This window comes from Dehalogenimonas sp. W (assembly GCF_037094495.1).
Classification (GTDB): domain Bacteria; phylum Chloroflexota; class Dehalococcoidia; order Dehalococcoidales; family Dehalococcoidaceae; genus Dehalogenimonas; species Dehalogenimonas loeffleri.
In genome coordinates, this window is sequence record NZ_CP146612.1 from 1063476 (window position 1) to 1082146 (window position 18671).

The following is an 18671-nucleotide window of genomic DNA, read 5'->3' on the forward strand; positions in this document are numbered from 1 at the left end:
CATCCTACGCGAAAGCGTGGGATCCACGTTCTTGGTTCTTGATTACTGAAAACTGCTAACTGTTCACTGTAAACTAAAAAGCTGAAAGCTGGCCGCCGGGCCAGCTTTCAGCCGTGATCATGTCCCATCAACGGCAGATTGTACACACGGTGTATAATTACGTTGTGGCACTATTCAGGGCTTTTTAAATGAGGTTGAAAATTGCCTGTGAAAATCTCAATTGTGATAAAAGTGGTTACCCTGGTGGTGCTTTCTGTTTTTATACCTACTTCGGCCGTGGCATATCTCGGATCACACCAGACGTCAGAAATCGTCAAACAAGACAATATTACTCATAATCAGAGTCGCTCTGAACTTATCGCTGATTACACTTCCAACTATTTTGCCACCATCAAAGCCCATTTGGTGGTTTTTGCCGGCCGCCCGGACATTATTGAAGCGGCTAATACGGGTAATTTCGCGCCGGTTCAGAAAGCAATAACCTCTTTTGCTGAAACGCAACACTCCCTGGAATCGGTGGGGATATTTGATCCGGACGGTATCTTAAAAGTACACAGCATCGCCGCTACGTCCATGATCGGAGAGTCGTTCGCTGACAGAGATTGGTTTAACACTGTCGTCTCCACGGGTATGCCTGATTTAAGTGCCCCTCTGGTTTCCCGTGTTACCGGGAATCCCATAAGTCCTTGTGGTGTTCCCATAATCAATGAATCCGGCGAATTAATAGCCATACTCAGCGGCGATATTTCCCTCAATGGTCTCATACAGGCACTAAATCTGGATGGGTCGCCTACTCATCACTCAACAATAATAGACCTCAGATCGGGTATCGTTGCCGCTGACTCTGTTGAATCTCACCTCATGGTTTTATTTGAGAGTGAATACCAGGAAGCTGTAAACCTTATGAGAACCGGCGTAGCCGGAAATATAGAAACGGTAATCCAGGGAAATCCATCAAGGTTGGTGAGCTTCACACCGTTACACGATCTTCCGCTGGGCGTGTTGGTCAGCACTCCGTTGTCGGCTATAGCGGAACAACTTTCGGTGCTGAATCGGCAGGCGGCGATGACCGCAGCCGTCACCGGTGGCATTGCTGCCTTGCTGGCGGCTTTTCTGGCATTTAACTTTACCCGGCCGATACGCCGCCTTACCCGCTCGACACAGGAAATTGGCCGCGGGAATTTCAATACCCCGCTCAATATCCACAATTCTGATGAAATCGGCGTGTTGGCTACCGCGTTTCAAGATATGGCTGCACAATTACAAACTACGCTGGTGTCGCGTGACCAGCTTCAGGCCGAAATAGCTGAAAAACTGCTCACCGAGAAGAAATTATCGGCTGCTGCCGATGAATGGCGTTCAACCTTTGACTCCATCTCAGACATGGTGGCTATCGTTGATTCAAACCATAGAATAGGCAGAATTAACCAGGCTTTCGCCGACAAGCTCGGCAAATCCCCCCAGGAGCTTATCGGTAAACACTGTTATGAAGTAATACATAGCATGAATCAGCCTCACCCGATGTGCCCGCATGCCCGGACACTGGAAACCTTGAAAGTAGAATCCAGCGAGTATTTTGATACAAAATTGAAAATCTGGGTTGAAGCCGTTTCATCACCCGTCTTTGATGCCAAGCAGCAACTTATGGGTTCTGTTCACATCATCAAGGACATCTCGCAGCGGAAGCAGGCGGAACAAGAATTGAAAGAGATGTCTGTGCACCAGCAAACCATCCTTTCGGCGGTTCCCGATATTATCATGGAGGTTGATAACAACAAGGTCTATACCTGGGCTAATCAAGCCGGGTTGGACTTTTTTGGCGATGATGTGGTCGGTAAGGACGCCTCATACTATTTTGAGGGGGAGCAGACCACCTATGACATCGTTCAGCCGGTTTTTGATGGTACTGAGAATAACGTGTATGTTGAAAGCTGGCAGCGGCGGCAAGACGGCCAGAAGCGCTTACTCGCCTGGTGGTGTCGGTCTTTGAAGGATAGCCATGGGAAAGTCATTGGCGGGCTTTCTGTCGCCACGGACATCACTGAACGCAAAGAATCGGAAATTAAGCTTCTAGAATCAAAAGAACAATTGAATAAAGCCCAGATGATCGCCCATTTGGGTAGCTGGGTGTGGCATATCCAGACAAACCAGTTGGAATGGTCGGACGAGATGTTCCGCATATTTGGCATTGAAAAGGACGGCTTTTCGGGAGATTTGCCGGATGTCATCGGCCGAGCCATCCATCCGGATGACCGCTCAGCAGTAGAAGCATCAAATCTGGCTGTTATCAGCGATAAAAAGCCGGTCCCCTTGGAATACCGGATAATTCGGCCGGACGGCAATATTCGGACAGTTTGGGCTGAGGCCGGCGAACTGATACTCGGCGATGACGGCCAACCAGCGATTCTGTCGGGCATTGTCCAGGATATTACCGATCAGAAACTGGCGGAAGCAGAGCAACGGCAACTCCAGGACAAGGCCGAGATGTCATCTCGCCTGGCGGCGGTAGGGGAAATGGCTGCCGGCATTGCCCATGAAATTAATAATCCATTAACGGGAGTTATTGGGTTTTCTGAACTGCTCTTGGAGCGTCCGGGCATCCCTGATGATATAAAAGAAGAATTGACCATCATTAATGTCGGGTCTCAGCGGGTCAAAGAAATCGTCAGACGTATGCTGACTTTTGCCAGGCAGGCCAAACCGGTCAAAAGTGCGGTGTCTATTGAAGAACTATTGGAAATTACCCTGGAGCTTAGAAGTTACGTTTTAAAGACGGCTAATATAGAAGTGATCAGGGATTATGCTCCGGATTTGCCATGGGTTATGGCAGATGCCGGTCAGTTGCAACAGGTGTTTTTAAATCTTATCGTCAATGCTGAGTATGCTATGAAAAAGGCTCATGATACAGGTGTATTGACCGTAAAGACGGCGCATCCAGACGGTTACATCCGTATTTCAATAACAGACGACGGATCCGGGATGACCGATGAGGTAAAGAGCAAATTGTTCCAGCCGTTCTTTACAACCAAAGAACCGGGAGAAGGTACCGGGTTAGGCCTGTCCTTGTCTTTGGGTATCATCAATGAGCATGGCGGTAGCATCAGAGTTGAAAGTAAGCCGGGCACAGGGACAACATTCTTTATTGAATTACCGGTCACTCAATTGGACACAATTCCACAAGCCAAGCCTGAAAGCGTCCATAGTGAGCAGGTAATGAGAAAATCACGGATTCTGGTCGTGGATGATGAGCCATCAGTGGGATCACTCATTAAAACAATATTGAATAGTCAGGGGCATGAAGTCGTGGTTTGTCAGGACCCACAGCAGGGTTTGGACAGACTGTCTGAAGGCACATTTGATTGTATTATCCTGGACATCCGGATGCCGGGAATGAGCGGCATTGAATTATACAACCTGATCAAACAACGTTGGCAAACACTGGCTGACCGGGTGATGTTCGTGACGGGCGATACCTCAGATTTGGTAACCCGAGAGTATCTAAAAAGCCATGATATTCCTTATATTGTCAAGCCATTTGATCGAACAAATTTTCTTGATGCGGTTAATAAATTATTGTCACTGAAGTAACCCATCACCCCCGTCATCTTTCATCCTCGGCGCAAGCCGGGGGTTCGGCGATATACTCATCAATGGTGGCGGGTATTTTGTCTTCTGTCATACCGGAATTTAGCCCAATGCTTAGAGAAACAAAGTACTCAGGGATGGGGTGTTATGGCGATGATGGTGATATGGTCTTTTTCGGGGCCGTAATACCAGAAAACCCGATAAGCCGCTGGAGTGTTATTTTCCGCGTAGGCCTCAAAGACCTTCTCACCCTGTGGGCCTTTTAAACTGGTGAATTCATGTGTCTCCAGACTGGGATGGCGGGGGTTGGCAGCTAACAATTCAATAGCTTTTTTAACTGCTTTGTAGCGCTTATCTTGTGCGGGGTCTTTCTTCAGTCTAAGGTAGGTTTCTCTGGCTGGTGCTGTCCAGTATATTTCAAACAAAACAGATGGCCTTAGAGTTCATCCGGATCAATTTTGATAATATCACCGGAAACGGCGGCTGCCAGACCTCGGCGGACGGCTGTTATGGCTTCATCGTCGGCATACAGCCAGGCTTCGGAAGCGGGGATATTGACTTGCGGATCAAGTACAATCTGACCCAAACGGTTAGCATAGATTCGGTAGGTGACGCCTGGCGGCAACTTGGTTTTCTTTAACAACACCCGATGTTTGGCGTCTGGTTTAACACCCTCAGCTACTGGTTCAAATTGCGGATCCTTGATGATTTCAACTGTCATATCGGTTATTCTAACAATAGTGGGACACAATTACAAGTAGGAAATACCCACAAACTGCAAATTGTTAACTGTAAACTCTTAAAACCGCCATTGCGAGGAGCGCAGCGACGCGGCAATCTAAAACCCACTTCCATTCTGTCGTCCTCGGCGCAAGCCGGGGATCCACGTTCCTGTTTACTGATAACTGTCAACTGTAAACTAAAAAGTTGAAAGCTGAAAGCTGACGGCTGATCGCTGACAGCTTCACCCATCGTCCTTGCGAGGCTACGCCGAAGCAATCTCGGTTCCCTCGTCAGCTGTCATCCTACGCGAAAGCGTGGGATCCACGTTCCTGGTTCTTGATTACTGAAAACTGCTAACTGTTCACTGTAAACTAAAAAGCTGAAAGCTGACAGCTCGCCAGCACATCCATCCAAAAATAAATCCCCAAAATGAGACATTTGCCTCTTGACAAATATAGAACAGTAATACTATACTATTAGCCGTTCCATCTAGAACTGGCACCACCTGCCAACAGCCGCGGTCGCGGCACAAAATATCACCGGGATTAAGACAGGCGGTTTTTTGTGGCTTACATAAAGAACTAATGTGCTTGTAATAACCGGTACCGGGGAAATCCTGACTGACGAGAGGCTGATGAGAGACGAGACGCTTGCGGAAAACGAGTATGACCCGGATGACCTGCCCCCGGAATACATGACCTACCAGGATGAAGGCTGCGAGGAGGCTCCGGCCTGTCTGGAGTGCCCGCTCCCGCATTGTATCCATGACGGGCTGCTGTTGCGTCAGGATCAGGTGAAACAACGCCGCCTGGACATGGCCCTGAAACGCCTCGCCGGGGCCGGTGTCGCGGAGATTGCCGCGGAATACCATGTCACTCGCCGGACGGTCTCCCGCGCCATTGCTGATTACCAGCAGGGCCGTATCACTGCAACAGGAGGTGCCGCCGGTGAATGAAAATCTGAATGCCGGATTCAATGTGGATGATGAGCGCCGCCGCCGCTACCGGGAAATGCTGGATGTTTACCGTGGCCGCCAGTGGCCGGGGCGGGCAGCCGGGGAACGCCGCCTGACCTTTAACTACGCCGCGGCGGCGGTGGATAAACTGAGCGCCTATCTGATGAACGGGCTGGCGGTGCGGGTGGCCGAAAATACCCCCGCCGGGCAACAAGCCCAGAACTTGCTTAACCGCTGGAGCGCCGCTAACTGCCTGGACCGGCTGGACTATGAAACCGAGGTGGATACCGCGGTGCTTGGTGACGGCTGTTACCGTTTGGGCTGGGACGAAGTTACCCGGTCGGTGCGGGTCACCGCGCCGGACGTGTGCGGCCTGGAGGTGGCTTTCGGGCTGGACGGCGTCACGCCGGAGATGGTGCGTGCCGGATACCGGCTGTCGGCTGAAGCCGCCGCCCGCGCCTGGGGCATCAAGGTCGCCTCAGCCGAGGTGGAAGTAACCGAAAGCTGGACTGCCTCCCACTTTGAAGTCAGCTCCGGCGGCCTGACCGCAGCGGCGGGCGATAATCCCTACGGCTTTATCCCGTTCATCGTGTTCCCTAATCTGTCCCGGCCCAAGTCGCCCTGGGGCACTTCGGATCTGGAGCCGCTGATGGAGGCGCAGCGGGAGCTTAACCGGGCGGTCAGCCAACTCTCCCGGATTCTGGAACTGTCCGGCAATCCCATCGCCGTGCTGGAGAACGTGGAATCCTCTTCGTACATCGCCGTCTCGCCGGGGGCGGTCTGGCACCTGCCCGAAGAAGCCCGGGCTTACCTGCTGGATTTATTGCAGGGCGGCGGCGGCCAGCTTCACCTGAACTACATTGACCTGCTGTTCCGGGTGATGCATGACCTGGGCGAGGTGCCGCGGGCCGCCTTCGGCGGTCTGGGGCGGGATGTCTCCGGCGTGGCGCTGGAACTGGAAATGCAGCCGCTGTTGCATCGGGTCTGGCGCAAGCGCCTCATCCGCACCGGGGTCTACCGGCGGCGGGCGGAAATGGCCCTAAAGCTCTATGCCCGGCACCTGGACCTGGAGCTGGATGAGGTCACGGTGGAGGTCAACTGGCCGCCGGTGCTGCCGCGGGATATTACCGCAATGGTGGCTAACGAGAAAACGCTGGTGGCCGCCGGCCTCCGCTCCCGCAAGGGCGCCATGACCGGCCTGGGCATCCCCGACCCGGAACAGGAATTCGCTGACTGGCTGGAAGAGGAGAAGGCCATAAAGAAACAGGAATCCCAAAGCTGATAGCTGAAAGCTGACTGCTGATGGCTCGTCCCTTCCCGTCATTGCGAGCCTCCGGCGAAGCAATCTCGGTACCCTTATTCAAATATTGGAAATTGGTAGTATTTGTAGTATTGGTAGTATTGCTCGTTACTGATTACTGTCTACTGTGAACTAAATAGCTGATAGCTGATAGCTGACTGCTGACAGCTCGTCCCTTCCCGTCATTGCGGGTGTAATTATCAAAAAGTGTTGCTGATATGTGAACCGAAATGCCTGTATTCATAGCTAATGTTGGCTTAAAATGAGCTATTTTCCTGTTTTGATCTTCAAGCACTCGAAGATTTGTGTTGCCCATATCCGTGAAAAGATACCATGGGTGTTGCAGTATGAACGTAAACCCAAATGGTAAAACAGCCTCAGGTAAATAAATAACGAGCAGGACAGCAACACAAAATGACATTTATACCCATTGCGAGGCCGCCGGGGCGGCCGTGGCAATCTTACAAGAATAGCCTGAGAACGTATTTGTAGGGGCGAGGCATGCCTCGCCCGCCCGGTAAAAAGCTGATAGCTGAAAGCTGACTGCTGACAGCTCGTCACGTTTAGGATTTAGAAATTAGAGTTTAGATATTCGTAGCTGTTCGCTGACAGCTCAAACTGAAAGGAGTACCACATGGCCTTAACCCTGTCCGAAGCATCAAAACTATCCAACGACCTGTTACTGGAGGGCGTGGTGGAAACCATGCTCAAAGACTCGCCGGTTCTGCGCCGCCTGCCGTTCATTGAAATTACCGGCAACGGCCTGACCTATAACCAGGAAAAAACCCTGCCCGATATCGCTTTCTACGATGTCGGCGAAGACTGGGCGGAAAGCACGCCCACCTTTGAACAGAAGACGGCGCACCTGAAAATAATGGGCGGCGACGCCGACCTGGATAACTTCCTGAAGACTACCCGCTCCAACTTTCAGGATCTTCAGGCCGCCATCATCCAGCAGAAAGCCAAGGCCCTCAAGGACAAATTTGAAGAGGTCTTCATCTACGGCGACGCCGCGGCCAATGCCCGCGAGTTTGACGGTCTGCGCGCCCTGTTAGGCACCGGGGCCGGCGGCGAACAGGTGCTGGCCGCCGGTTCTTCCGGGGCTGACCTGACGCTGGATATGCTGGACGAGCTGATTGACCTGGTGCGCGGCGGTAAGCCGGATATGCTCCTGATGAGCCGCCGCACCCGCCGCAAGGTTTCGGCGCTGGTGCGGGCTTCCGGCGGTGTGCTGGAAATGGACCGGGACGCTTACGGCAACTTTATTCAGTGCTGGAACGGCGTCCCCATCGGCGTCAATGACTGGATAAAGGATACCCACATCGTCGCCGGCGGCGTGGAAGCGGCGGTCACCGGCGGTGACTGTTCCACCGTCTTCGCGGTACAGTTCGGTGAAGGGGCGCTGTCCGGCCTGTCCAGCCCGGGCTTGATTCAGGTTAAACACCTCGGCTCACTGGAAAACAAGGACGCCGCCCGCACCCGCATCAAGTGGTACTGCTCGCTGGCGCTCTTCTCCGCCGTCAAAGCCGCCGCCCTGATCGGCATTACGGACTAGTCTGATAGCCTGCAATGAAGGGTCCGTCATCCTCGGCGAAAGCCGGGGATCCAGGGAGCTGAAAGCTGATAGCTGATAGCTGACTGCGGACAGCTTCACCCATCGTCATTGCGAGCCTCCGGCGAAGCAATCCCGGTACCCGTTTTGGTCATTTAGTATCTGAATTTATTTGTTATTTGGAGCTTGGTATTTCCCCCATAGCGGGCTATTTGAGGAGAACAAGTGCCAATTCTTCTTTATCCATACTAAGGTATGAGGCAACTTCAGTGAGAAGGGCGTTTAGAGTCCCGATTCTCAGCGGTTTGTGAAGGGGGATCGTGACATGATGTTCCTGACCGGTGTGATTGGAGGTCAGTCTCAGATGACTGCCGCTCTGACGGGTTATTGCGTAACCAAAGGTTTTTAGAAGATCAGCTAATTCGGCACCACTGGTATCTCTGGGGAGCCTCAAGCCGGGATAACCTCTTCCCTTACCTGATGAAGTCTAATCATCGGTGGCGTGGTTTCATCCCCGAAGTGGCATTTGGTGGCATCGCGTATCTGGTCTTTAAGCTGGTTGAAGTCATCCGCTTCGGTAAAGATGGCGTGACCCAAAGCACGGGCAGTGTAACCGCCCTCTGGGGCTTCTTCTACTAAAAAGATAATTTCATTCATTCGTTTCACTATTTCAGATTAATCACTAAGGGCTTAATTGTCAAGGAAGATAGCTGACAGCTGAGGAAAATTAGTAGCGCTTGTGGCAATCTGGCAGGAACAGCCTGCCAACCCCGGTATCCGTTTTGAATATTGAAACTTGGACATCTGAATTTGTTTGTTATTTGGTGCTTGGAGCCTGGAATTTCCGTAGGGGCGAGGCATGCCTCGCCCGCCCGGTTGGTCTGTCATCCTACGCGAAAGCGTGGGATCCACGTCCCTGGTTACTGTTTACTGACAACTGTCAACTGTAAACTAAAAAGCTGATAGCTGAAAGCTGACAGCCGTCCCACCCCGCCCTTGCGAGCCTCCGGCGAAGCAATCCCGGTTCCCTTATTCCATTATTGGAGATTGGTAGTATTTGTAGTATTGGTAGTATTCCCCCGGTACTCTTACTGTCTACTGTGAACTGAATACTGAAAACAAGGAATAACAATTTGACCTTAACTGAACTTCGCACCCTCGTCCGCACCGACCTCGCCGACACCAACGCCGCCGCATACCGCTGGGATGACGCCGCCCTTGACCGTCACCTCAAGCGGGCGGGGGCGGAATACTCCCTGGCGGCACCGCGGCAAATGACCATGACCCTGAATACCGTCGCCGGCAGCCGGGAACTGGACATAACGGTACTCACCGGGCGGGTGAATATTGAATCGGTGGAATACCCGGCCGGACTGGAACCGCGGTCCATCCGCCGCTTCAGCACCTGGGCGGAACGGCTGACCGTTGAGGACGGTCCGGTGCCCGACGGCACTCCGATCAGGATCAACTTCGGTGTGCTGCACCTGCTGGATGACACCGGCACGACTATCCCCGTCGCCCATTATGAGGTCGTGGCGACCGGCGCGGCAGCCTATGCCGCCATTGAATGGGCGGCCCATGCCGTGAACCGGGTTAACAGTGGCGATGACGCCGCCGGCGGCTACTTCCGCTGGGGCTCGACCCGCCTGGCGGCTTTCCAATCCGCCCTGTGGCAACTGGGGCAGGGAAGGAGGCTGAAAACCGGAAAGCTTTTCCCGACTGGCAGCTAATCTCGGTAGTCTTATTCAAATATTGGAAATTGGTAGTATTTGTAGTATTGGTAGTATTCCCCCGGTACTCTTACTGTCTACTGTGAACTAAAAAGCTGATAGCTGAAAGCTGATAACTGATGGCTGACCGCTGCTTTTCCCGTCTTTGCGAGGAGCGCAGCGACGCGGCAATCTAACACCCATTTCCATTCTGTCATCCTACGCGAAAGCGTGGGATCCACGTTCCTGATTACTGATTACTGCCGACTGTCAACTGTAAACTAAAAAGCTGACGGCTGAAAGCTGACAGATCTCTCCCCATCGTCATTGCGAGCCTCCGGCGAAGCAATCTCGGTACCCAATAGGAGTTTGTCATCCTACGCTAAAGCGTGGGATCCACGTTCCTGGTTACTGAAAACTGCCAACTGTCTACTGTGAACTAAAAAGCTGAAAGCTGACTGCTGACAACTCGCCGGTTTCAGGGCTTGGAGATCAGAATTTCCCGCGTAGCGGGGCTTGGCTGAGTCTTCCGATTATCGGGAGACTCCTTGGGAGTGAGCGTGAATTCCAGACCCAATGCCTCGGCCACTTTGATGAGCGTCTCAAGTCGGGCGTTGTTGTCACCGGCTTCTAAACGTGAAATGGCTGGCTGCCGTGTGCCAATGCGTCTGGCCAGTTCACGTTGGCTAATTTTGAGTTCATTCCGGCGATGAATCAATTCTGTAATAAGTGCATATTTAGGCGCCAGCTCTTCGTAGGCTTTCCTAATGCCCGGTCGGTTAAGGAGTTCGGCTTCAAATTTATCGTAATCGGTATTCATAATATATCCTTAATAGAATATATAACATATTCGTTATCACTGGTCAACCGGTCAGGACCAACGCTCTATATAATCGGCCAGCCGTTTTTCTGCTGTTTCAATGGCTTGTTCATTTAATTTATCGGTCTTTTTCAAAATACCATGCAGCAGGAGGAATTGTTTTTCGGGAATGGCACTGTAAAGGATGCGGAAATAATCAGATCCGTGGTGAATTCTCAATTCTCTGATTTTGGAATTGATCTTTTTAGAAATAGGCATTTCCAGTTGAATATTGAATAGCCGCAACAGTTTTAGATTATGAAGTATTTCCGCTATCGCACTGTCGGATTGGCAAAGAATGAAATCCTTTACCGGTTGGTTTCCATTCACATCGGTATAGAAAATAGGTGTCCATTCCATAATGGGCGGGATTATAACATTTACGACTGCCAGGTAAAATAGCTGACGGCTTACGGCTGAAAGCTAAGTGACCCCAAAGTGGCATTTAGTGGCATCGCGTATCTGGTCTTTAAGCTGGCTGAAGTCATCCGCCTCAGTAAAGATGGCGTGACCCAGAGCACGGGCAGTGTAACCGCCCTCCGGAGCTTCTTCAACCAAAAAGATAATCTCATTCATTCGTTTCACTATTTCAGATTAATCACTCAGGGCTTAATTGTCAAAGCTGAATGCTGACAGCTCGTCAGGTTTAGGATTCAGAAATTAGAGCCTGGAATTTCCGTAGGGGCAAGGCATGCCTCGCCCGCCCGGTAAAAGCTGATAGCTGAAAGCTGACGGCTGACAGCCCGCCAGTGAGATTAGGATTTTTCAGCGGAAAGCTGCACCCAGCGTCATTGATTTGTCGGCGGAACAATGATGTTTGCCTGTTTGCTAATCGTAAAGGATGGAGTCGTTTCATTCGCTTTTCGCTCGTAAGACGAAAGACCTTTACTAACCCAGCCCTTGCATACTATCTTTGCGAGCCTCCGGCGAAGCAATCTCGGTACCCAATAGGAGTTTGTCATCCTACGCGAAAGCGTGGGATCCACGTTCCTGGTTACTGATTACTGCCGACTGTCAACTGTAAACTAAAAAGCTGAAGGCTGATAGCTGAAAGCTCGTCGAAAGGAAACAAATTGAACCCATACAAACTTCTCTGGTCCCGCCTCGGCGGCCGCCCCTGGACCTACATCATCCGTGACCTGTGGCACCGCTTTGAATGGCTGTGGATCATCGGCCTGCTCTTAACCGGCTACTGGCTGGGGCACCGCGGCTATGACCACATGCTGGTGCTGCTGGTGGCCTTTAACCTGGGCTACGTCGCTGGCCACGTCTTCTGGGGCACCGAATATGTGCCCGGACAGCAGGGCGAATAATGCGCCCGTTGTCCGCAACCCTCGCCGCCGCCCAGCGTGCGCCGTCGCGCGAGCCGCATCTCAGGGCCGTTATCACCCGCCGTCGGCTGGAGTGGCAATCCATATATGCCGGGTCGGAAACTGATTACCGGCACGCCGCGGTCTTTACCACCGGCGGCAGCCTGATCAGCGCCCGCATCACTCCGCCCGCTGATTCCGGCCGGCTCTACCGCCGGCGTACTGCCGCGCCGGGCTTTGACGCCGATTTCAGCCAGTGGGTCAATACCGGTCAGTCGGGTGCGGTCAACGTCGCCGCGGCTGCCGGTGTCGCCGAGGCCTCTATCCTGTGGCTGGGCACCGACCGTGGCATCCGCCGCATTACCAGCGCTGACGACGGCTTAACCTGGAGCAGCAGTCCGGAGCTGATTGACTATGCCCCCACCACTGCCGTGGGCGGTCTGACAGCGGTTTACGACGCCGACGACAATCTGACCGTCTTCTTCACCGACCAGACCACCCTGTACGTCAAGCCGCGTCTTGGAGATATCTGGCAGCCGCGCCTGCCCTGGGATAAGGCCACCGGTGTCCTGACCGGCTTGTCCGGTGTGTATGATGCCGGGTTTCGCCTGGCGCTGACCGGCCGGACGGCAGGTGGTGATTACCGGCTGTGGACGCTGACTTATGCCGGCGGTCTCTGGGGCGAGCTATTTGAAATCGCTGCTTCCCCCGTGGGCGAAGGCTATGAGTTTCGTAACGCCTCGCTGGCCGGGCCGGACAGCCGCCGCTGCGCCTGGGTAGAACAAAAATTCAGCGGGGAGGAACCTTACCACCGCGTCTACCTGACCGCCGGGGTGCCGGGCGCGCCGTTTGACGCGGGGCTGTGGACGGCACCGGAATCGCTGCCGATGACCGCCGAATATGGTTTCACCATTCTCCAGCGGGAAAACGCGGTGTGGCTGGTTTCGGCCGACCAGGTATGGCGGGCGGTGATTGATCCTGCCGGTCTTGATGTCTCCGCAGACATCAAATCGGCGGTGCTGGCCCTTCAGCCATTTACCGGCCGTTTGCAGTTGGCGCTGGATAACGCCGCCGGCAGGTACGATGCCCCGGCCTTCGGCATCGGCGACACCCTGGCGTTCAGTCCGGGTTACATAACATCTGCCGGTGCCGAGGTCAGCAGCGGGCTGACTTTCACCATTGCCGCTGTGGAACTCCGCCGCGCGCCGGGTGAAGCCCTGCTGGCCATTACCGCCGAAGACAACTGGGCGGCCCTTAGTAACTGGCAAACCAGGAATCAATTGCGCTGGAACGCCGGCCATAATATCCGGGATATCCTGGCGTGGCTCCTGGGGCAGGTAGGGATCAGGCTGGAGGTGCTGTCCGCCTCGGCGGCGGTCACCGGGCAGTATCCGGACTTTATGATTAACCCCGGCGGCGACGGCCTGGCCGCCGTTAAACGCCTGCTATCCGGGGTGCCGGACCGGCTGTTTATAGAGGGTGATACCGCGTTTCTGCTGAACCCGGAACCCGGCGCTCCGGCGGTTTATGAATACGGCACTGAACACACTATCTTCCGCCGCCGCCTGGCGGCGGGCGGCAGCACGCGCGGTGAAATCACCGTACCACCCAACTGCCCCCAGCAGTTATTTGACACAGTAATCGTAGACGGTACCGCTTACCGGGTAACCGGAATCAATCTGGACTACCGCGCAGATAAAGGAAAATACATTATGGTCTTGCAGTTATCTGAGGACGGCTAATCACCTTCGCCACCCTTGACGAAGCAGTCTCGCTATTCTCATTCAAATATTGGAAATTGGTAGTATTGGTAGTATTTGTAGTATTTTACCGTCTTTGCGAGGAGCGCAGCGACGCGGCAATCTTACAAGAACAGCCTGCCATCCTCGGTACTCGTTTTGAATTTATAAACTTGGACATTTGAATTTGTTTGTTATTTGGTGCTTGGAGCTTGGGATTTCCCGCACAGCGGGCCTGTCATCCTCGGCGAAAGCCGGGGATCCACATCCCTGGTTACTGAAAACTGCCAACTGTCTACTGTGAACAAAATAGCTGATAGCTCGTCCCCGCCGCGTCATTGCGAGCCGCAGCGAAGCAATCTCGGTTCCTGTTTTGGTCCTTTAATATTTGAATTTAGATATTAGAATTTCCGTAGGGGCGAGGCATGCCTCGCCCGCCCGGTAAAAGCTGAAAGCTGAATGCTGAATGCTGAAAGCTCGTCAGGTTTAGGATTTAGAAATTTGATATTAGGATTTGCCTCATGATCTCCCAAGCCCAACTAATAACCTTCAACCCCGCAACCTATACCGCCGTCATCAAACCGGAAGGCTCTGCCCAGTCTTATCTTGAGGGCGTCACCGTGGCAAAAAACATCCCCGCCGCCGAAATGATCCCGGGCCGCAGTCTGGCCGTTCTGTTCTTTGACCGCTACCGGGCCGCCGAGGCCGTCATCATCGCCGTGTGGTAGCCTTCAGACGTTACGAAACCGGCGGCGCGGTGGCCTCCAGATTGCGGCGGCAGCGCAGGCACAGCATGCGGCAGTTGTGCATATCCAGCGGGGCATCGGGATTGATGGGGTAGTAATGCGCCTCGGTGTAGCGCCAGAAATAGACCTTACAGCGGTCGTTGGGGTGTTCCTTGCAATCGGCGGTGCATTCGCAATGCGCCCCGGCGTTCTGGTAGGCGTGCAGCTTCACTGCATCGGAAAATTCATAGTCAGCCATCATCCACCTTCCTAAGGAGGATTATAGACTCCGTCGGGCTTAAGTCAAGATAAATTTATTGACAGCCCGCTGGGCCACTCCTACAATGGCCGTATGGATGAACAACAGGAAGAAGCAAAAACGGGTCAGGGCAAACCGGTACTCATCGCCGCGCTGGTGTGCGACGTGGCGGTCAAGGACCCGACCAGCGGTAAAATATCGCTCATCGGCATCTTTGACCGGGTTCATGTCAATAAGTTTCCCGCCAAGCGGCCGGTGTCGCTCTACGCCAAGCTGACTGAGGCTGAAGGCGAATATGAATTCCAGGCCCGGTACGTCTATGCCGGCACTGGAGAAAAGCTGGCCGAGGCCAAAGGTAAATTTAATTCAAAAGACAAGCTGGGTACGGTGGAACTGAATCTGCAATTCCCGCCGCTGCCGATAACCGCCGCCGGCCGCTACGACTTCCAGATCTGGGTCAACGGTGCTTTCCTGGGCCAGACCTTTATTGACGCCGCCGAGATGGGGTGACGTTATGTGTCACGACCCACTGTAACCCGGTATTGAAATTCAATACCGGACTGATAAATCTTTAATTGATAGCCGGTTGAACGGACTTTATTGCGCTGTCATCGCGGCTTTTACCGCCGCCATTACACCTTCAACCGACACCAGCTCAAACGCCTTCTCACTGCGCCGCTTAACCTCCACGCCGCCCTTGTCCAGAGAGCGGGGGCTGATGGTCAGCCGCAGCGGCATGCCCAGCAGGTCGGCGTCGTTGAACTTGACCCCGGGTGATTCCGCCCGGTCATCATACAGCACCTCAATACCTGAAGCGGTCAGGTCGGCGTACAGCTTTTCCGCCTGGGCTTTGACCGCTTCATTGTCCAGTCCCAGTCCCACCAGATGCACCTGGTAGGGGGCGATGGGCAGCGGCCAGATGATGCCCTTGTCGTCGTGGTTCTGCTCTATGGCGGCCGCCAGCAGCCGCCCGACGCCGATACCATAGCAGCCCATGATGCAGGGTTTCTGGTTGCCCTCGGCATCGGTATAGACGGCGCCGAAGGTTTCCGCCAGGAAGGTACCCAGCTTGAAGACGTGTCCCACCTCAATGCCGCGGGTGGCGTCCAGCGTGCCGCCGCAGCGGGCACAGGTCTTACCGACGGCCGCCGAGGCGATATCAGCGGTCTTGTATGGGGTGAAATCCCGGCCCAGGTTGAGGTTTCGCATATGCCGGCCGGTGACGTTAGCTCCGCCGACATAGTTATAGCCTTCAACCACCGAATCGTCCGCGATTACCTTGCCGGAGAAGCCGACCGGTGAGGCTGAACCGGCTACCAGACCGGCGGCTTTAACTTCCTCAGCCACGGCCAGCCGCAGGTCGGCGGCCTTGAGTGTGTTTTTGAGCTTGACTTCGTTAATCTCCAGGTCGCCGCGGACGACGGCGATGATAAACTCGCCGTCGGCAACGTAAAAGACGCATTTGAGCATCTGGGCCTCGGCCATCCCCAGGAAGGCGGCTACGTCTTCAATGGCTTCCTTGCCGGGCGTGGCGACCTCTTCGGTCGGCCGGGCTTCCTCAGTCGCCACGCTGCCTTTGTTGAAGACGGCTTTTTCCTTATTAGCGGCGTAGCCGCAGCCGGAGCAGAAGATGACCTCGTCCTCACCGGACTCGGCCAGCACCATGAACTCGTGCGAGGCCTTGCCGCCGATAGCCCCGGAATCGGCCTCAATGGCCATGGCCTTCAGGCCGCAACGCCGGTAGATATTTTTGTAGGCTTGCACCATTAACTGATAGCTGACCTCCAGGCCGGCCTCATCGGCGTCAAAGGAGTACATATCTTTCATGATGAACTCGCGAACCCGTATCAGGCCGCCACGGGGGCGGGGCTCGTCGCGCAGCTTGGTCTGAATCTGGTACAGCCGCTGCGGCAGGTCGCGGTAGGATTGGATGTAATGGGAAGCCAGGTCGGTGACCACCTCTTCATGGGTGGGCCCCAGAGCCAGCGTCCGTTCCTTGCGGTCTTCCAGCCGGAACAGGTTGTCCCCGAAGGCAGCACCGCGGCCGGATTTCTCCCACAGCTCAATCGGCTGGAGCACCGGCATGGCAATCTCCTGACTGCCGGCGGCGTCCATCTCATCACGGATGATGTCCATGATCTTGCGCACCGAGCGCCATGCCAGCGGCATGTAGGTATAGACCCCGGCGGTCAACTGGTTGATCATACCGGCGCGCAGCAGCAGCCGGTGGCTGACGGTCTCCGCCTCGCCGGGAATCTCACGCTGGGTCTTGCCGAAAAGCAGGGAAAGTCTCATTAATTACCTCTGTTTTTTTCTTGGAAACGTATTTCCTCAATGGTGCGCGGTTTCAGCTCCGGTTGCTGCAGGTGTTCCACCAGCTCTACCTTTTCTTCGCCCCAGCTGAACCAGATGGGGATACCGCGGTGTTTGAAATGGCTGAGTGAGCGGCGGGTAAAATCCTCAAAATCATCGCAGAAAAATCCCCGGCGCTCGGTTTCCTGCCGCAGGTAGGGCAGCAGCCGGTACCAGCAGCGGATGGCGGTGGGGCCGCCCAGCGTCTCAATGGCCAGGTTCTCGTTAATCTCCCGGTTGCGGGTGACCGCGCCCAGCAGGTTAAACCAGTCCACCAGGTGGTCAATACGCACCCGCTGGTAGTCAGCCAGGGTATTCCAGGCGTCATGTTTCACCCCGTAGATGCTGCGGATGACCGCTTTGAAATCGTCGCTGCGGAAATCCCGGAAAAAATCCAGCGCCAGTTTGGCGTCATCGCGGCGCCGGAACTGGAGATACTTGTTGATGGCAAAGAAAAACCCGATGGCCAGAATAATAACGGAGATGGCGCTCAGTGCCTGCCAGAAAGTTGCGTCCATGATGCCCTCCAGACTGTTGGGTGGCTATATTCTAGAAGTTTTCAACTTCTTTTAAAAGCGCGCTCAGAAATTCGGCTTCGGTTACTACCCGAACCTTCTCGCCGCGGCGGAACAGGATGCCCTGGCCTTTACCGCAGGCGATGCCGACATCGGCGTCGGCCGCTTCGCCGGGGCCGTTGACCGCACAGCCCATGACGGCTACCTTGATGGGCTTGGTAACGGTCTCCAGCGCTGCGGCCACCTGCTCTGCCAGACTGACGATGTTCACCTCAGTCCGGCCGCAGGAGGGGCAGCTGACCAGCACCGGGCCGTGCTGCCGGAGATCAAGGCTTTTCAATATCTCATACCCGGCGCGGACTTCTTCCACGGGCGGCGCCGACAGCGACACCCGGATGGTATCGCCGATGCCCTCGGCCAGCAGCGTGCCGATACCGACGGCGGACCGGATAATGCCGGTGCGGGCGGTACCGGCTTCGGTCATGCCCAGGTGCAGCGGGTAGGGTACCAGGGCGGCGATTAACCTGTAAGCCGCCACTGTCTCCGGCACGTCAAAGGCCTTGAGGGAAATCTTAATCAGGTCAAAATCCAGGCTTTCCAGCAGTCTGACCTGAGCAAGTGCGGAGTCCACCATCCGCCGGTGCAGCGGCTGGTCCGGTTCAAATTCAGGCGGTAATGAGCCGCCGTTGACGCCGATGCGGATTGGTACCTGCCGTTCTTTGGCTGCCAGCACCACCTGCTTCACCCGGTCGTTATCGCCGATGTTGCCGGGGTTGATGCGCAGGCCGTCTACTCCGGCAGCAATGGCGGTCAGCGCCAGCCGGTAGTCAAAGTGGATATCAGCGATAACCGGGATGGGGCTTTGCCGCTTGATGTCGCGCAGTGCCTCGGCAGCCGCGGCATCCGGCACGCCGCAACGGATGATCTCGCATCCGGCGTCAGCCAGTTGCCGAATCTGGGCGACGGTGTCGGCCACATCACGGGTGTCGGTCTTGGTCATGGACTGGACGGTAACCGCCGCCCCTCCCCCGACGGTCACCCCGCCGATGGTGATGGCGTTGCTTTCCCGGCCTTTTATCAGAGTCATA

20 protein-coding genes are annotated in these 18671 nt (G+C 54.7%); 9 read left to right on the forward strand and 11 right to left on the reverse strand.

What is annotated here, in order from left to right; all coding sequences use genetic code 11:
- Window positions 1-207 precede the first annotated feature (207 nt).
- A complete protein-coding gene (locus V8247_RS05510; protein ID WP_338736843.1) occupies window positions 208-3588 on the forward strand; it encodes a PAS domain S-box protein in 3381 nt (1126 codons plus the stop codon).
- A gap of 128 nt (window positions 3589-3716) precedes the next feature.
- Here the strand turns inward: V8247_RS05510 and V8247_RS05515 are convergent, their stop codons facing one another.
- Both V8247_RS05515 and V8247_RS05520 read right to left on the reverse strand, forming a co-directional pair.
- Window positions 3717-4010: a hypothetical protein gene (locus V8247_RS05515; RefSeq protein ID WP_375340856.1), complete on the reverse strand. Its 294-nt coding sequence runs from the start codon at window positions 4008-4010 to the stop codon at window positions 3717-3719.
- A gap of 11 nt (window positions 4011-4021) precedes the next feature.
- Complete coding sequence (locus tag V8247_RS05520) at window positions 4022-4306, reverse strand: hypothetical protein (protein WP_338736844.1); 285 nt, start codon at window positions 4304-4306, stop codon at window positions 4022-4024.
- A gap of 636 nt (window positions 4307-4942) precedes the next feature.
- Between V8247_RS05520 and V8247_RS05525 the strand changes: the two genes are divergently transcribed.
- From V8247_RS05525 to V8247_RS05535, 3 genes are all read left to right on the forward strand, one after another.
- Window positions 4943-5263, forward strand: a complete 321-nt coding sequence (locus V8247_RS05525) for a helix-turn-helix domain-containing protein (RefSeq protein WP_338736845.1) — start codon at window positions 4943-4945, stop codon at window positions 5261-5263.
- Window positions 5256-6545, forward strand: coding sequence for a phage portal protein (locus V8247_RS05530; RefSeq protein WP_338736846.1), 1290 nt, complete (start codon window positions 5256-5258; stop codon window positions 6543-6545). The genes V8247_RS05525 and V8247_RS05530 overlap by 8 nt, the downstream gene beginning before the upstream one ends.
- Window positions 6546-7197: 652 nt before the next feature.
- Window positions 7198-8118: a major capsid protein gene (locus V8247_RS05535; protein ID WP_338736847.1), complete on the forward strand. Its 921-nt coding sequence runs from the start codon at window positions 7198-7200 to the stop codon at window positions 8116-8118.
- A gap of 205 nt (window positions 8119-8323) precedes the next feature.
- Here V8247_RS05535 and V8247_RS05540 read toward each other — a convergent pair whose 3' ends face one another.
- Window positions 8324-8569: a type II toxin-antitoxin system HicA family toxin gene (locus V8247_RS05540; protein ID WP_338736848.1), complete on the reverse strand. Its 246-nt coding sequence runs from the start codon at window positions 8567-8569 to the stop codon at window positions 8324-8326.
- Complete coding sequence (locus V8247_RS05545) at window positions 8566-8772, reverse strand: 2-oxoisovalerate dehydrogenase (protein ID WP_338736849.1); 207 nt, start codon at window positions 8770-8772, stop codon at window positions 8566-8568. The genes V8247_RS05540 and V8247_RS05545 overlap by 4 nt, the downstream gene beginning before the upstream one ends.
- A 476-nt stretch (window positions 8773-9248) precedes the next feature.
- On the opposite strand from V8247_RS05545, the gene V8247_RS05550 reads away from it, so the two are divergent.
- Window positions 9249-9845 carry a hypothetical protein gene (locus V8247_RS05550; RefSeq protein ID WP_338736850.1) on the forward strand — a complete coding sequence of 199 codons (597 nt, stop codon included), beginning with the start codon at window positions 9249-9251 and terminating at the stop codon, window positions 9843-9845.
- Window positions 9846-10302: 457 nt separating this feature from the next.
- On the opposite strand, the gene V8247_RS05555 is transcribed toward V8247_RS05550, so the two are convergent.
- The 3 genes from V8247_RS05555 to V8247_RS05565 form a co-directional block, all read right to left on the reverse strand.
- Window positions 10303-10644, reverse strand: coding sequence for a helix-turn-helix transcriptional regulator (locus V8247_RS05555; RefSeq protein ID WP_338736851.1), 342 nt, complete (start codon window positions 10642-10644; stop codon window positions 10303-10305).
- Between the two features lie 51 nt (window positions 10645-10695).
- Window positions 10696-11043, reverse strand: coding sequence for a type II toxin-antitoxin system RelE/ParE family toxin (locus V8247_RS05560; RefSeq protein WP_338736852.1), 348 nt, complete (start codon window positions 11041-11043; stop codon window positions 10696-10698).
- A 63-nt stretch (window positions 11044-11106) separates the two neighbouring features.
- A complete protein-coding gene (locus V8247_RS05565) occupies window positions 11107-11259 on the reverse strand; it encodes a 2-oxoisovalerate dehydrogenase (protein ID WP_338739326.1) in 153 nt (50 codons plus the stop codon).
- Window positions 11260-11756: 497 nt separating this feature from the next.
- On the opposite strand from V8247_RS05565, the gene V8247_RS05570 reads away from it, so the two are divergent.
- The 3 genes from V8247_RS05570 to V8247_RS05580 all read left to right on the forward strand — a co-directional run bounded on the left by V8247_RS05570 (window position 11757) and on the right by V8247_RS05580 (window position 14460).
- Window positions 11757-11996, forward strand: a complete 240-nt coding sequence (locus V8247_RS05570; protein ID WP_338736853.1) for a hypothetical protein — start codon at window positions 11757-11759, stop codon at window positions 11994-11996.
- Window positions 11996-13735: a hypothetical protein gene (locus V8247_RS05575; protein ID WP_338736854.1), complete on the forward strand. Its 1740-nt coding sequence runs from the start codon at window positions 11996-11998 to the stop codon at window positions 13733-13735. Before V8247_RS05570 ends, V8247_RS05575 begins: the two co-directional genes overlap by 1 nt.
- 518 nt (window positions 13736-14253) lie before the next feature.
- On the forward strand, window positions 14254-14460 hold the full coding sequence (locus tag V8247_RS05580; protein WP_338736855.1) for a hypothetical protein: 207 nt from the start codon (window positions 14254-14256) through the stop codon (window positions 14458-14460).
- A gap of 10 nt (window positions 14461-14470) precedes the next feature.
- On the opposite strand, the gene V8247_RS05585 is transcribed toward V8247_RS05580, so the two are convergent.
- Window positions 14471-14716, reverse strand: coding sequence for a hypothetical protein (locus V8247_RS05585; protein ID WP_338736856.1), 246 nt, complete (start codon window positions 14714-14716; stop codon window positions 14471-14473).
- A 93-nt stretch (window positions 14717-14809) separates the two neighbouring features.
- On the opposite strand from V8247_RS05585, the gene V8247_RS05590 reads away from it, so the two are divergent.
- A complete protein-coding gene (locus V8247_RS05590) occupies window positions 14810-15226 on the forward strand; it encodes a DUF6941 family protein (protein WP_338736857.1) in 417 nt (138 codons plus the stop codon).
- A gap of 87 nt (window positions 15227-15313) precedes the next feature.
- Here the strand turns inward: V8247_RS05590 and V8247_RS05595 are convergent, their stop codons facing one another.
- The 3 genes from V8247_RS05595 to ispG are packed head-to-tail and all read right to left on the reverse strand — an operon-like array spanning window position 15314 to window position 18670.
- Window positions 15314-17011, reverse strand: a complete 1698-nt coding sequence (locus V8247_RS05595) for a proline--tRNA ligase (protein WP_338736858.1) — start codon at window positions 17009-17011, stop codon at window positions 15314-15316.
- A complete protein-coding gene (locus V8247_RS05600) occupies window positions 17011-17586 on the reverse strand; it encodes a hypothetical protein (RefSeq protein ID WP_338736859.1) in 576 nt (191 codons plus the stop codon). Before V8247_RS05600 ends, V8247_RS05595 begins: the two co-directional genes overlap by 1 nt.
- Window positions 17587-17617: 31 nt before the next feature.
- Window positions 17618-18670 (reverse strand): flavodoxin-dependent (E)-4-hydroxy-3-methylbut-2-enyl-diphosphate synthase, encoded by a 1053-nt coding sequence (gene ispG / locus V8247_RS05605; protein WP_338736860.1) that lies wholly within the window; start codon window positions 18668-18670, stop codon window positions 17618-17620.
- Between the last annotated feature and the right edge of the window lies 1 nt (window position 18671).